Genomic DNA, 14,059 nt, shown 5'->3' on the forward strand with positions numbered 1-14,059 from the left:
TGGCACGGCATCGCACGACACCCTCGGAACTGCAAGGATGCGAACCATGACGATCGTCCACACCAGCACGTACCCAGACGTCGAGATCCCCGACATCCCGATCACCGAACTGGTGCTCCGTCGAGCGGAGGAGCTCGCAGACCAGCCGGCCATCAGCGACGTCGGCTCCGGGCGTGGCTACACGTTCGGCGAGCTGTCGCACATGATCAAGTCGCTCGCCGGCGGCCTCCAGGCCCGTGGTTTCGGCCCCGGTGACACGCTGGCGATCATGGCGCCCAACGTGCCCGAGTACGCCGTGGTCTTCCACGGGGTCGCGGTCGCCGGTGGCACCAACACCACCCTGAACCCCACGTACACCGCCGACGAGATCCGGCATCAGCTCCAGGACTCCGGAGCGACCCTCCTGGTCACGATCGAGATGTTCCTCGAGACCGCCACCGCGGCCATCGAGGGCACGAGCGTCACCGAGATCATCACCATGGACGGCGTCGAGGGCACCACGGCGCTCACCTCGCTGTTCGGCGACCCGATCGAGCAGGTCCCGGTCGACGTGGCCGACCACGTCGTCGTCCTGCCGTACTCGTCGGGCACCACCGGCCTCCCCAAGGGCGTGATGCTCACCCACCGCAACCTGGTCGCCAACATCGTCCAGTGCGAGCCGATCCTGACCTACGAGACGGGCGAGATCGCCATCGCCGCCCTGCCGTTCTTCCACATCTACGGCATGCAGGTCCTCATGAACGGTCTGCTCGCCAACGGCGTGCAGGTGCTCTGCATGCCCCGCTTCGACCTCGTCGAGGCGCTCACGACCATCCAGGACAAGAAGGTCACCCGCTTCTTCGCGGTGCCGCCGATGGTGCTCGCGCTGGCCAAGCATCCGATCGTGTCCGAGTTCGACCTGTCGTCACTCGACATGGTGTTCTCCGGCGCCGCTCCGCTCGGTGCCGAGATCGCCAAGGAAGCCGCCGACCGGATCGACTGCGAGGTCGTGCAGGGTTACGGCATGACCGAGCTGTCGCCGGTGAGCCACGCGACGCCCAAGGGCAACTTCAAGCCCGGGTCGTCGGGTCTTTCGGTCGCCAACTGTGAGTGCCGCCTGGTCGACGCCGAGGGCAACGACCAGGACGTCGGCGGTCGCGGTGAGCTCTGGGTCCGTGGCCCGATGGTCATGAAGGGGTACCTCAACAACGACGAGGCCACCCGCAACACCATCGACGAGGACGGCTGGCTCCACACCGGCGACGTCGCCGAACTCGACGAGAACGGTCACTACTCGATCGTCGACCGCGTCAAGGAGCTCATCAAGTACAAGGGCTTCCAGGTCCCGCCGGCCGAGCTCGAGGCCCTGCTGCTCACGCACCCGAAGATCGCCGACGCCGCCGTGATCGGCGTGCTCGACGACGAGGCGGGCGAGTTGCCCAAGGCGTTCGTGGTGGTCGCCCCGGGTCAGGAACTGTCGGCGGAAGACGTCCAGTCGTTCGTCGCCGACAAGGTCGCGAGCTACAAGAAGATCCGCATCGTGGAGTTCATCGACGAGATCCCGAAGTCGGCGTCCGGGAAGATCCTGCGCCGTTTCCTCCGCGACGGCCAGGAGTGACCCGCAGCGGCAGCATCGCCGCTGACGCGAGCCCGCGCCCGACCCGGCCGGCCACCTTGGCCGGCCGGGCGAGGTCGCGGATCTTCGGCCCACCGATGAACCCGCGGCGGACGAAGTAGAGCCACAACGACGCACCGATCACGACCATTGCCGCGAGCACGGAGCCGTAGGCCCAGGGTTGGCGGAGTTCGGGCATGTTCTCGAAGTTCATGCCGTAGATGCCGGCGATCAGGGTCAGGGGCATGAAGATCGCAGAGAACACGGTCAGGACCTTCATGACCTCGTTCATCCGCTCGGCCGCAGCACCGCGATAGGTGTCGAGGACGGTGGCGACCATCTGATGGGCACTGTCGAGCGAATCGACCATGTGGTTGTGGTGGTCGAGCGCGTCGGAGAGGTCGCGTCGGGTGGCGTCGTCGAGGTCCAGCGCAGTACGCGTGAGGACATCGAGCGTCCGCCGCTGCGGCCCGAGCACGCGTCGCAACAGGGCGATGTCGCGTCGGAGCGCGTGGATGTCGGGAAGCACCGACGGGTCGCCCTCGACGGCTTCGTCCTCGAGGTCGAGCACCTGCCCGTCGAGGTCGTCGAGGATCGGGAGATACCGCTCGCCGAGGAACTCGGCGATGCGGACGGCGAGGTGCGCCGGCCCGGTCGCACGGAACGAGGGGCGCTGGATCCGGTCGAAGACGTGGTCGATGCTCTGGAGCGGTTCGGCGTGCACGGTCACCAGCCAGCGGTCGCCGACCAGGATGTCGACCTCGACCGTGCGGACCGCTCGGCTGTCGACGGCGAGGCCGTAGAGCACGAGCATCCAGTGATGCTCGAGGAGCTCGACCTTGGGGAACTGTTCCTCGACCAGGTCCTCGCGCGCCACCCGGTCGAGGTCGAGGATCCGAGCCAACTCGACGATGTCGGCATCGTCGGGATCGGTGACGTCGATCCACATCCAGCCGTCGTCGACGAGGTGGATCGGGCCACCCTCGGCGACGGTGCGGTCCCCGTCTGGGGCGAATCGGACCGTGCGGCGCATGCGGCGAGCGTACGAGCCGGGCGTGACCGGGTCGACACGTCGGTTGCCGATACCGTCGTGCGTCTCCCTCCCTGGACGTGACGTGACCGATCTCCCGCCCCCGCCTCCACCCCCTCCTCCCGGTCAGGGAGGTGGGAACATGCCCGCCGGCCCGCCGACGGGTCCACCGTCTCGGCCCCCGTCCGGCCCTGCGTCTCCGGGTTCCGGTGACGCCACGCTGCCGTGGGTGGTCCCCGGAGGCGTCTCGTCAGCGCCCGGTGGTGGCGAGCAGATCGGCGACGAGCCCCTGCGCCGGCGGACCTGGCTCGTCGTGGCCGCAGTGCTCGGCGCGATGGCGCTGCTCGTGGGGACGGTGGCGTTCGTGGTGTCCGACGACGACTCCGACCCGGTGACGGCGCCGACGACGACCGCCCCACGTTCGTCGACCACGGAGCCGTCGACCCCCTCGACCCAGCCGGCGGAGTCGGTGTCGCCCGAGGCGTTCTTGGCCGTCATCGAGGACCTCGAGGCCTATGTCGCCGAGGCACGCGGCCTCGACTGGGTGTCCGAGGTCGAGGTCGAGCTCCTGGACGACGCGGCCTTCGAGGCCCGGTTGCTCGAGGACTTCGAGGAGGACGCCGACGAGATCGCCGACGCGGAGCTCTTCTACCGGGCGCTCGGACTCCTCCGAGGCGACGCGTCGCTGCTCGACGAGCTGCGGGCGATCTACTCGTCGGGCGTGCTCGGCTTCTACGACCCCGAGACGAACGAGTTGGTCGTCCGCGGGACCAGCCCGACGCCGTACGTCCAGCAGACCATCGTCCATGAGCTCGTGCACGCGCTCGACGACCAGCACTTCGAGCTCGACCGGCCGGAGTACGAGGATCGCAAGGACGAGATCTCGACCGGGTTCAGCGCCGCCGTCGAAGGCGACGCTCGGCGGATCGAGAACCAGTGGATGGGCGAGCAGCCGACCGAGTTCCGCGAGCAGGCGTCTGCGGAGGAGCAGGCGTTCGCCGAGGGCATCGACGTCGAGGCATTCCCCGAGATCCTGCTCTTCCAGATCGGCGCTCCCTACCAACTGGGCGAGATCTTCGTCGGCCAGGTCGTCAGCGACGGGGGCGAGCGTGCTGTCGATGCGGCGATCACCGATCCGCCCGACACCTCCGAGCAGTTCCTCTTCCCCCCGCTGTACCGGGACCGGGAGCCCAGGATCGAGGTGCCTGTCCCACCGGCAGATGGCGAGGTGGTCGACGACTTCGTGGTCGGCGCCCTCTTCCTGTTCGGGTTGCTCACGACGGACGGTGCGCCGGTCAACCAGACCGATGCCGTGCGCGCCGTCGACGGATGGGGCGGCGACTGGGCCGTCGTGTGGACCGACGACGACCTCGCCTGTGTCCGCATCGACCTCGTCGGCGACACCGACGGTGACACGGGCGAGATCGAGGACGCGCTGATGACGTGGTCGGAGGAGACCGACACCGGCCGGGTGTCCACGACCGACGACGGTCGTGTGCGCCTGGAGAGCTGCGCGTCGTCGGCCGGGGCCGTCCCCCCGCAGGTCTAGGTCAGAACTGGCCGATGACCTCGTCGCCGTACTTGGCGAGGGCGTCGGCCGTGTCGCCCCAGAACGCGAACGCCGGGACGACCACACGGTCGACGCCGATGTCCTCGAGGGCCTTGATGGCGTCGACGGCGCCGCCGCCGATCGTCGCACCGCCGGCGGTGAACTCGATCGCGTCGGCGTCGCGTCCGTGCTCCTTGGCGGTGTCGCGGACGATGCCGAACGAGCGGGACAGCTCGCCGAGGTCGCCACGGCCGGGGAAGAATCCGTCGCCCAGACGGCCCGCACGCCGCGCGGCGATGTCGGTGTGTCCGCCGACGTGCACGGGCACGGCGCCGTTGACCGGCTTCGGCAGCGAGATGCAGTCGTCGAAGTTGGTGAAGTCGCTGTGATGTGAGGCCTTGTCGCCGGTCCACAGCGCCCGCATCGCGGCGATGTGGTCGTCGGTGCGCTTGCCGCGCTCGGCGAACGGGACCCCGATGGCGTCGAACTCCTCCTCGAGCCAACCCACACCGATGCCCAGTTCGAGTCGGCCGCCGCTGAGGTGGTCGAGGGTGGCGATCTCCTTGGCGAGCACGACCGGGTTGCGCTGCGGGACGATGAGGATGCCGGTGGCGAGCCGAATCGTCGAGGTCGCCCCGGCGACGAAGCTCAGCCAGACGAGCGGATCGGGGATCGGCATCTCCTCGGGACCGGGCATCTTGCCGCTGGGGTCGTACGGGTAGGTCGACTCGTAGCCCGACGGCACCACGACGTGCTCGACGGTCCACAGCGACTCGAACCCGGACTCCTCTGCGGCTCGGGCCATGGCAGCGGCGGCGGGACCGTCGCTGAAGGGGCCGGTGTTGGCGAAGATGATTCCGAACTTCATGCGCCGGACCATATCCGGGCGTCTCCCCCCGGATGTTGACCCGCGGGTCAAGAAATCTGCGCGAACGGGCAGGAAACGGAAGGATCTCGTCGAACTCTGAGAACAGGGTGGGGGATCTGCCCTGCCGGAGCGAGGGGCTCCGGGGTCGGACATCGTGAGGGGTCACATGAGGAAGCCGAAGATCCGGCTGTACGCGCCGTTCATCGTTCTGGTGCTCGCGCAGGCGGCATTCGTCGCGTTCGCACCGTCGCGCGGCGAGACCAACGACCCGCTGGCCGGGCTCGAGACGATCGGCGATCCGTCCGGCCCGCTGCCGTACGAGGGCGGCGAGGAGTTCGCGGTCGACACCACGCTCCCCGACGGCAGCGACAGTGCGCCCGTCGACGGCGGCGAGGCCGGACCCGGCCCGCAGCAGGGCAGCACACCCGACGGCGCCCCCGGTCCCGACGGGACCACCGAGACGACGAGGGCCGTCGCCGCGGGCGACACGAGCCACTGCGTGGGCGACAAGCAGACCGACCTCCTCGTCAGTTCGCCACCGTGCGCGCCGGCGTTCGGCGGCAGCAACGGTGGCGCCACCTACCCGGGCGTCACCGGCGACAGCATCAAGTTGGTCCTCTTCGAGTGCAACCCGAACGAGCAGGTGAACGCGATCCTGGCGACCCAGGGTCTCGCAGCCTCCCGGGCCGAGACCGACGAGATGGTCCAGGCGACCATCGACTGGATGGAGAAGACCTACGAGTTCTACGGGCGCAAGATCGTGTGGGAGCACACGATCGGCGACTGCGAGCTCAGCCCGCCGGATCCCGCGCGCTCGCGCCAGGCGGCCTCGGAGGTCGCGAAGAAGCAGCCGGCATTCGTGATCCACTACTCGGGCGGATCGACGACCCACGACACCTGGGCGCAGAACGGCATCGTCAGCCTCGGCGGGCCGACCGAGGCCAACCAGTTCTTCGCCGGACGTCGCCCGTTCCGGTGGGACGTGTTCCCCAACGGCACCGAGACGGCCGACTGGATCGGCGAGTACGTCTGCAAGAAGCTCGCCGGGAAGAAGGCCAGCAACGCCGGCCAACTCATCCACCCGTCGATCGGCGGACGGAACACGACCCGCAAGTTCGCGATCCTGACCTTCGACAACGGCACGGGCGAGACCCGGCCCAACGGCGAGCGGGCGAAGGCGATCATCGAGAAGTGCAGCGGCAGCAAGGTGCCGCTCCTGTTCTACGAATCGGACATCAACCGGGCCGAGGAGCAGACCAGGGTCACGGTCGCGAAGCTGATCGAGGAGGGCGTCACGTCGGTCATCTGCCTGTGCGACGCGATCGCTCCGGTGTTCCTGACCAACGGGTTGACCCGCAACAACTACTTCCCGGAGCACGTCCTGTCGGGTGCGTACCTCATGGACTACGACATCCTCGGACGTCTCTACGATCCTGCGCAGTGGGCGCACGCGTTCGGCCCCAGCCACCTGACGAACCCCGTGCCCTTCGAGCAGTCCGACGCAGCCAAGATCTGGCGGGCTTCGGGCCGGAGCGGTTCGCCGTGTGCCTCGTGCAACCTGATCACCGGCTACATGACGATGATCGGATCGATGATCCACAGCGCGGGACCCAACCTCAACCCCGTGACGATCGAGCAGGGTCTGGTCGGGGCACGATCGACGACCGGTGGGTGGGCGGCGACGGGTGGCAACCCGTCCGTCTACCTCCTCAAGTTCGGCCCCGAGGACTACACGGCCATCTCCGACTTCCGTGAGGTGTACTGGAACCCCACCAAGCGGTCGGAGATCGACGGGAAGAACGGCGCCTACGAGCCGATGAACGGCGGCCGCCGCTACGCCGGTGGCGAACTCGACAACACGTTCGCCATCCCGGCGAAGGCGCAATGATGCCCGAGAGCCTGGAGCGCATCTGGAGTCATCGGCTGGGCGGACCAGCGCTCCGAGTCCTCGTGCTGTACGTCGTGGCCGTCGAGGGCATCACGCAGTTCGTCTTCGGTCGGATCACCATCGGCTGGATCGACATCGGGCTGCAGTCCTCGCCCACGCCTCGCTACATCTTCGTGAACGGCGCGTTGATCGGTCTGCTGTACGGCCTGCTCGGCATGGGCCTGATCCTCGTCTACCGGGCGAACCGGATCATCAACTTCGCGCAGGCGCAGCTCGGTTCGGTCGCCGCCGTCCTGGCGTTGCAACTGATCCTCGCGAAGGGCGTGAACTACTTCCTGGTGTTGCCCATCGTGATCCTCGGATCGGCGTTGCTCGGTGCCGCGACCGACGTGCTGGTCATGCGCCGGTTCCGATCGGCGCCACGGTTGATCGCCACCGTGGCGACGATCGGCGTGTCGCTCCTGCTCGTCTTCCTCGAACTGAAGGTGCAGGTCTGGATCTCGGGTGACCTGATCACCTCGAGTGCGTTCACCACGCCGTGGTCGAAGTACGACTTCACCATCGGGACGCTGGTCTTCGACGGCAACTTCATCATGGCGGGCGTGGCCACGGCCGTGATCTGCGCTGCACTCGCGGCGTTCTTCCGGTACACCGACATGGGCATCGCGGTCCGTGCCTCGGCCGAGAACGGTGAACGGGCGTCGATGCTCGGCATCCCCGTGGCGCGCGTGTCGACGATCGTGTGGATCATCGCCGGTCTCCTCTCGGGCATCGCGGTCTTCCTCCGAGCACCCATGGTCGGCCTCACGATCGGATCGTCGATCGGTCCGTCGGTCCTGCTGTACGGCCTGGCTGCGGCGGTGCTGGCACGAATGGAGAAGCTGCCGGCGGCGGTCATCGCCGGCATGGGGATCGGGATCATCAACCAGTCGGCGATCTTCGCGACCAACAAGGGGAACCTGGCCGACGCTTCGATGCTCGTGCTGATCCTCGTCGCGCTGCTCGTGCAGCGTGGAGCGCTCAGCCGAGCCTTCGATGCCGGCGTGGCGACGTGGCAGAGCGCGAAGGAGTACCGCCCGATCCCGGCCGAACTCCGTTCCCGACAGGAGGTGCAGACGGCGAAGGCCGTCCTGGCCGCGCTGGTCGGCGTGATCGCCGTGGTCCTGCCGCTGCTGTTGCCGGAGCGCTTCGCCGGCCGGTTCACGATCGTGGTCGTGACGGCCATGGTCGGCGTGTCACTGGTGATCCTCACCGGCTGGGCCGGACAGATCAGCCTCGGTCAGTTCGCGTTCGCCGGCATCGGTTCACTCGTCGCTGGAGGCATGGCCGTCCGGGGCTTCGACTTCTTCCTCTGTCTGTTGGCCGCCGGACTGGCGGGAGCGATGGCTGCCGTTCTCGTCGGGCTCCCGGCGCTGCGCATCCAGGGACCGTTCCTCGCCGTCACGACGCTGGCGTTCGCGTTCACCGTCGAGAAGTTCTTCCTCAGCCGCGACACGTTCGACTTCTTCCTCCCGCAGTCGGGGGAGCCCGTCGCCCGTCCGAAGCTCTACGGCATCTTCTCGACCGAGTCCGACGTGCGCTTCTACTTCGTGTGTCTGACCTTCCTGGTCCTGTCGCTGTTCGTCGCCCGATCGTTGCGCCGCAACCGACTCGGCCGACTCTTGATCGGTGCCCGTGACAACGGCAAGGCCGTCCAGGCCTACGGGGTGAACCTCGCCGCGACCAAGCTCTCGGCCTTCGCCATCTCCGGGTTCATCGCCGCCGTCGGCGGTGCGCTGCTCGCGTTCCAACTGCGGGCGGTCGACGCCGCGACGTTCAGCCCCGAGCGGTCGGTGTCGGTCTTCACGATCACCGTGATCGGCGGACTGACCTCGCTGCCGGGTGCCCTCCTCGGTGCGATCTACGTCGAGGGTGTGCCGTTCCTGTTCAGCGGCGACGAGACCGTCCGACTCCTCACCAGTTCGGTTGGTCTGTTGATCCTCGTCCTGATCGTCCCCGGTGGGCTGTCCGAGATCGCCTACCGGATGCGCGACGGGTTCCTTCGTTGGGTCGCCGACCGCAATGACATCCACGTGCCTTCGCTCGTCGCCGACTCGTTGCAGACCGTCGACGCCTCGATGGCGGCAGTCGCCGTGGCACCTGCTCCGTCGGGAGAGACGATCCGGTGTCCGGCATGCGGCGACGACATCGCACTGGCCGACGTGACGACGCACGAGCACTTCGCCAAACAGCCTGCCGAAGAAGACGAAGCGGTCCTGGAGGTGCTCCGATGAGCGCACGTCAACGGCTCGACGACATCACCGGTGGAGCGCCGGTCGGGCCGCTGGTGGTCCTCTTCGGCCTCAACTTCGTCGACGAACTCGACCGCATCGCCTTCGGAGTCCTCGCCCCGGAGATCGGAACGACGTTCGATCTCGCCGACTCGTCGGTCATCTTGATCTCGTCGCTCGTCGCGGTCTTCACCCTGGTCGCCGCCCTCCCGTTGGCGGCGCTGGGCGATCGCATGAACCGGGTTCGTCTCGTCGCCTTCGCGGCGATGGCGTGGTCGACGATGGCGGTGCTGACCGGTCTGTCGGGGGTCGTGAAGATCCTCGCGGTGCTCGTCGTCGCCCGCTTCCTCGCCGGCATCGGGCGCGTGATCAACGAGCCCGTGCACTCGTCACTCATCGCCGACTACTACGAGCCGGAGCACCAGCCGAAGGTGTTCGCGGTCCACCGGTTCGCCAACCCGGCGTCGAGTGCGAGCGCGGTGGCGATCGGCGCGCTCGCCCTGGTGATCCCGTGGCAGACGGTCTTCATCGTCATCGCCGTCCCGACCGCGGTCTTGATCCTGTCGCTGTTGCGTCTGCGCGAGCCGCTGCGCGGTGAATCGATCGACGCCGAACTGGCTGCGTTGGAGGTCGACGCCTCCCCGATCGGCTTCGCCGAGGCGAGGCGGCAACTCTTCGGCATCCGCTCGCTCAAGCGTCTCTATCTCGGGTCGTTGTTCCTCGGGTTCGGCCTCATCCCCCTCGGTGGGTTCATCTCGTTCTTCTTCGAGCGGGTCTACGGCTTCAGCACGTTCGAGCGTGGGTTCACCAGCTTCGTGTTCGGTGCGGGCAGCACCGTTGGTCTCGTCGTCGGCGCCCGCCTCGCCGGCCGCGCCGAGCCGGGCAGCGGCGAGCTCGCCAAGATCACCGGCTACTCGTTCGTGACCGGCGGGGTGGCGCTCCTCCTCATGGCGCTGGCGCCGTTCGCCGCGATCTCGGTGGCGCTGCTGTTCGCTTCGGGCATCGGGTTCGGCGCATACATCCCGGCCTACTTCCCGCTGGTCTCGGTCATCGCTCCGCCTCGTGTCCGGACGCAGGCCTACGGGTACTCGCTGATCGCCATCGGCGTCGGCGGACTCCTGGGCGCCGTGATCGCCGGCGGCCTCGGTGACGACAACGGCTACCGCGTGGCGGTCGGAGTCACCGCGAGCGTCGTCGCAGCATCGGGCCTCTTCGCCTGGAGCGCTGCACCGTTCGTGGCCCGTGACCGCGAGCAGGCCGAGCGGACGCTGCGGGCGGCCCGCGATCAGCAGGCAGCGGTGGCCGCGGGGCGCGGCGCGCTCCTGTCGTGCACCGGCGTCGAGGTCGCCTACGACCAGGTCCAGGTGCTCTTCGGCGTCGACCTCCAGATCCAACCGGGCGAGATCGTGGCCCTCCTCGGCACCAACGGCGCCGGCAAGTCGACCCTGCTCAAGGCGATCTCCGGTGCGGTCGACCCGATCGGTGGATCGATCCTCTTCGACGGATCCGACATCACCCACACCGATGCGGTCGCGACCGTGACGGCTGGGATCGTGCAGGTGCCCGGGGGAAAGGCCGTGTTCCCGACCCTCACCGTGGCGGAGCACCTGCGTGCGGGTGGCTGGCTCTACCGCTCCGACGAGGACTACCTGGCGGAGGCCATCGCCGAGGTCTACGAGATCTTCCCGAGGCTCCTCGAGCGCAAGGACCAACTCGCGGGGAACCTCTCCGGCGGCGAGCAGCAGATGCTCGCACTCGGGATGGCGTTCATCGCGAAGCCCAAGTTGCTGATGATCGACGAACTGTCCCTCGGGTTGGCCCCGACCATCGTCGAGCAACTGCTCGGGATCGTCCGGCGGATCCAGGGCGACGGCACCGCGATCATCCTGGTCGAGCAGTCGATCAACGTGGCGCTCTCGATCGCCGAGCGCGCCTACTTCCTCGAGAAGGGCGAGGTCCGCTTCGAAGGTCCGACGTCCGAGCTGATCGAGCGCGACGACATCGTGCGGTCGGTCTTCCTCGAAGGGGCATCGGCGAGCGGCGAGCGTTCAGCTTCGACAACGGCGTCTCCGGTGGACCCCGATCGGCTGCCGATCGGCGAACCGGTGCTCGAACTCCGAGGCGTGGTGAAGAGCTTCGGTGGTGTCCAGGCGGTCACGGGGGCCTCGTTCGAACTCCGTGCGCACGAGATCCTCGGGCTCATCGGCCCCAACGGCGCCGGCAAGACCACGATCTTCGACCTGATCTCCGGGTTCCTCACTCCTGACGAGGGGCGCATCGTCCTCGCCGGAGACGACGTCACCGGCCTCGGCCCCGATCGCCGTGCCTGGCGTGGACTCGGCCGATCGTTCCAGGACGCCCGCCTCGTGCCGTCGTTGACCGTTGCCGAGAACCTGGCCATCGGGCTCGAACGATTCATCGAACTACGCGACCCGGTCGCATCGGCGTTGGGCCTCCCGGCGATCGTCCGGCAGGAGGAAGACGTCGCCTGGACCGTGGGTGACCTGATCGAGCTCATGAACCTCGGAGCGTTCCGCGACAAGTTCGTGCGCGAGCTCTCGACGGGTTCTCGCCGGATCGTCGATCTCGCGATGTGCATCGCTCACGATCCGGACGTCTTGTTGCTCGACGAGCCGTCCTCGGGCATCGCGCAGAAGGAGACCGAGGCGTTGGGTCCGCTGCTGCGAACCATCCAGCACGAGACGGGTTGCGCACTCTTGATCATCGAGCACGACATGCCGCTCATCACCGGCATCTCCGATCGCATGATCGCCCTCGAGTTGGGCGCCCCCATCGCGGAGGGCACGCCGGCCGAGGTCACCAGCGACCCACGGGTCGTCAGTTCGTACCTGGGAGGGGACATGGCCACCATCAACCGATCGAACGGGACGGCACGTCGGACACCGTTGGTGGCGACGTGAAGAATCTCCGCTTCCTCCTGGCCGTCCTGCTCGCAGTCGTCGGCAACGTCGTGTTGTTCGTCCCCACTCCCGCGTCGGCAGCCGCCAGCGCCCCGACGAGCGCGTGGTGGTCCCGCGCGGCGAACCCACAACCGACCGACGAGGTCCCGGCGGCGCTCCCGGTGCCACCACCGGACAGTCCGGTCACGGTGCCGGCCGGAGCCGCCGCCGGCGACGGGCAACTCGTGGTCGAGAGCACCCCGGAGGGGGCGGTGGCGATCGCAGCGGTCCGCTGGGACCTCGCATCGGGCGACTCGAGCCCGTCGTTGACCCTTCCCATCGGGCCGGGTTCCACGCTCAACCCGCAGTCGATCGTCCTGGCGTGTCGTGCAGCCGCACCGTGGTCGTCGCCCGACACCGGCGTCGGGACATGGAACGCAAAGCCGTTGGTCGACGGCGGTGCGTGCGTCAACGGAGTGATCGCCGACGACCTGTCGTCGATCGGCTTCGGCCTCCAGCCGCTCGTGAGCGGCACCACACTCGACGTCGTCCTCACTCCGGGCAAGGACACCACGGTGGCCCCGCCCGAGGGAGCTCCCGAGCCGCCGATCGACCTCGACCGGTCGACGTTCCGTTGGACGTTCGCGGCCCCCGACTCGACTGCGCTCGAGGTCGTCGAAGGTGACTTCGTCGCCGGTGAGGGTGACCAGACCGTGGTGCCTGATCCGGTCGAGGTCGTGCTTCCCGACGACACGGCCGAGGTGCCGTCGCTGCCGAACGGTCCCGCGTTCGACACGCCGACGGCGACCACTGCGCCGCCGCCGCCGGTCGCGGCTCCGGCGCTCGAACCGGATGAGCTCGCAACGGCCGCGCCGGTGCTACGTCCGGCAGCGTCGTTGGGTACGGGCGCCAACCGAACGGTCGGTGTCGTCTTCCTGGTCCTCGCAGCAGCGATGGCGGCGTGGGCGCACCTGTCCGACCCCCGCGACGAGTCGCTGGCGGGTGGGCTCAGCCGCTTCGCCCGGCCCAGGACGGGATCTCCGACGCCGCTGAGCTAGTTCTGGAGCGGCATGAGCACGTCGGCCACCTCGGCGAGGTGGTCGTCCCACCGGTCGGGCTCGACGAACGGCACGACCACGAACTTCGACGCCCCAGCATCGACGAATCGCTCGAGTTGGGCCTTCAGCGCCGGGAGATCGCCGGCGACGACGTCGGCCGGGTCGACGTCCGGTCGGCGCGACTTCAGGAACGCCGCCACGGTGTCCGGCACGCCGTCGACGCCGTAGGGGACCAGCGCGCCGAAGTGTTCCGGGTCGATGGCGCGGTCGTGCTCCGCAGCCACCCGCTCGATCTCGGCGCGACCACTGCGGACGTCGTCGGGGGTGCAGAAGCTCGGGAGCCATCCGTCGCCGAGGCGTCCCGTACGCCGCAGCTCGGAGGGAGCGATCCCACCGAACCAGATCTCGATCGGGTCCTGCACCGGAGCAGGTCGCACGCGCGCTCCGTCGTACTGGAAGAACGTGCCGTCGTGATCGACCGTGTCCTCGCTCCAGAACCGGCGCAGGAGCGGCAGCATCTCGTCGAAGCGCTTGGCCCGTTCCTTGCGGTCGACGCCGAACGCCTGTTGCTCACCGGGGTCCACCTGGCCCAGGCCGAACGCGGGGAGCAACCGACCGTCGGAGAGACGGTCGAGGGTGGCGAGCTCCTTGGCCAGCAGCATCGGGTTGCGCCCGGGGAGCACGAGCACGCTCGTGCCGAACTTCAGTCGGCTGGTCCGCGCTGCGGCGAATGCCATGGCCACGATCGGATCGGGGCAGGCATCGGTGATCTTCTCCGACAACCACAGGGAGTCGAAACGCAGGGCCTCGAGGCTGTCGACGAGGAGCGAGAACCGCTCGGCGTCGTTGGTGACCGAACGGGTGCCGAGCCCGTAGCCGACCCGGACCTTCATCGCCGCCGC

Annotated in this window: 9 protein-coding genes; 6 read left to right on the forward strand and 3 right to left on the reverse strand. The window is 68.5% G+C overall.

The annotated features are described in order from the left end of the window. Window positions 1–46: 46 nt before the first annotated feature. Entirely contained in the window at window positions 47–1,597 is a 1,551-nt protein-coding gene (locus AB8619_RS03765) for an AMP-binding protein (RefSeq protein WP_436795120.1), read from the forward strand. Here the strand turns inward: AB8619_RS03765 and corA are convergent. Next, window positions 1,527–2,627 carry a magnesium/cobalt transporter CorA gene (gene corA, locus AB8619_RS03770; RefSeq protein WP_436795121.1) on the reverse strand — a complete coding sequence of 367 codons (1,101 nt, stop codon included), beginning with the start codon at window positions 2,625–2,627 and terminating at the stop codon, window positions 1,527–1,529. The genes AB8619_RS03765 and corA overlap by 71 nt on opposite strands. Before the next feature lie 226 nt (window positions 2,628–2,853). Between corA and AB8619_RS03775 the strand changes: the two genes are divergently transcribed. Continuing rightward, window positions 2,854–4,173: a hypothetical protein gene (locus AB8619_RS03775; RefSeq protein ID WP_436795122.1), complete on the forward strand. Its 1,320-nt coding sequence runs from the start codon at window positions 2,854–2,856 to the stop codon at window positions 4,171–4,173. A 1-nt stretch (window position 4,174) separates the two neighbouring features. On the opposite strand, the gene AB8619_RS03780 is transcribed toward AB8619_RS03775, so the two are convergent. Beyond that, window positions 4,175–5,041 (reverse strand): LLM class F420-dependent oxidoreductase, encoded by an 867-nt coding sequence (locus AB8619_RS03780; protein WP_436795123.1) that lies wholly within the window; start codon window positions 5,039–5,041, stop codon window positions 4,175–4,177. Window positions 5,042–5,207: 166 nt separating this feature from the next. On the opposite strand from AB8619_RS03780, the gene AB8619_RS03785 reads away from it, so the two are divergent. Genes AB8619_RS03785 through AB8619_RS03800 form a run of 4 tightly spaced genes read left to right on the forward strand, consistent with a single transcriptional unit; the run spans window position 5,208 to window position 13,157 of the window. Then, window positions 5,208–6,929, forward strand: coding sequence for a hypothetical protein (locus tag AB8619_RS03785; protein ID WP_436795124.1), 1,722 nt, complete (start codon window positions 5,208–5,210; stop codon window positions 6,927–6,929). Continuing rightward, complete coding sequence (locus tag AB8619_RS03790; RefSeq protein WP_436795125.1) at window positions 6,929–9,202, forward strand: ABC transporter permease; 2,274 nt, start codon at window positions 6,929–6,931, stop codon at window positions 9,200–9,202. Before AB8619_RS03785 ends, AB8619_RS03790 begins: the two co-directional genes overlap by 1 nt. Continuing rightward, on the forward strand, window positions 9,199–12,120 hold the full coding sequence (locus tag AB8619_RS03795; protein WP_436795126.1) for an MFS transporter: 2,922 nt from the start codon (window positions 9,199–9,201) through the stop codon (window positions 12,118–12,120). The genes AB8619_RS03790 and AB8619_RS03795 overlap by 4 nt, the downstream gene beginning before the upstream one ends. Then, window positions 12,117–13,157 carry a hypothetical protein gene (locus AB8619_RS03800; RefSeq protein WP_436795127.1) on the forward strand — a complete coding sequence of 347 codons (1,041 nt, stop codon included), beginning with the start codon at window positions 12,117–12,119 and terminating at the stop codon, window positions 13,155–13,157. The genes AB8619_RS03795 and AB8619_RS03800 overlap by 4 nt, the downstream gene beginning before the upstream one ends. On the opposite strand, the gene AB8619_RS03805 is transcribed toward AB8619_RS03800, so the two are convergent. Then, a complete protein-coding gene (locus tag AB8619_RS03805; protein WP_436795128.1) occupies window positions 13,154–14,050 on the reverse strand; it encodes a TIGR03619 family F420-dependent LLM class oxidoreductase in 897 nt (298 codons plus the stop codon). The genes AB8619_RS03800 and AB8619_RS03805 overlap by 4 nt on opposite strands. Between the last annotated feature and the right edge of the window lie 9 nt (window positions 14,051–14,059).

Source organism: Actinospongiicola halichondriae, from assembly GCF_049103745.1.
GTDB lineage: Bacteria > Actinomycetota > Acidimicrobiia > Acidimicrobiales > Salinilacustritrichaceae > Salinilacustrithrix > Salinilacustrithrix halichondriae.

What these genes read in the sequence shown, in the direction of transcription:
- AB8619_RS03765 (WP_436795120.1), top strand. Translation starts at nt 47, where the DNA reads ATGACGATCGTCCACACCAGCACGTACCCAGACGTCGAGATCCCCGAC.
- corA (WP_436795121.1), bottom strand. Translation starts at nt 2,627, where the DNA reads ATGCGCCGCACGGTCCGATTCGCCCCAGACGGGGACCGCACCGTCGCC.
- AB8619_RS03780 (WP_436795123.1), bottom strand. Translation starts at nt 5,041, where the DNA reads ATGAAGTTCGGAATCATCTTCGCCAACACCGGCCCCTTCAGCGACGGT.
- AB8619_RS03785 (WP_436795124.1), top strand. Translation starts at nt 5,208, where the DNA reads ATGAGGAAGCCGAAGATCCGGCTGTACGCGCCGTTCATCGTTCTGGTG.
- AB8619_RS03790 (WP_436795125.1), top strand. Translation starts at nt 6,929, where the DNA reads ATGCCCGAGAGCCTGGAGCGCATCTGGAGTCATCGGCTGGGCGGACCA.
- AB8619_RS03795 (WP_436795126.1), top strand. Translation starts at nt 9,199, where the DNA reads ATGAGCGCACGTCAACGGCTCGACGACATCACCGGTGGAGCGCCGGTC.
- AB8619_RS03805 (WP_436795128.1), bottom strand. Translation starts at nt 14,050, where the DNA reads ATGAAGGTCCGGGTCGGCTACGGGCTCGGCACCCGTTCGGTCACCAAC.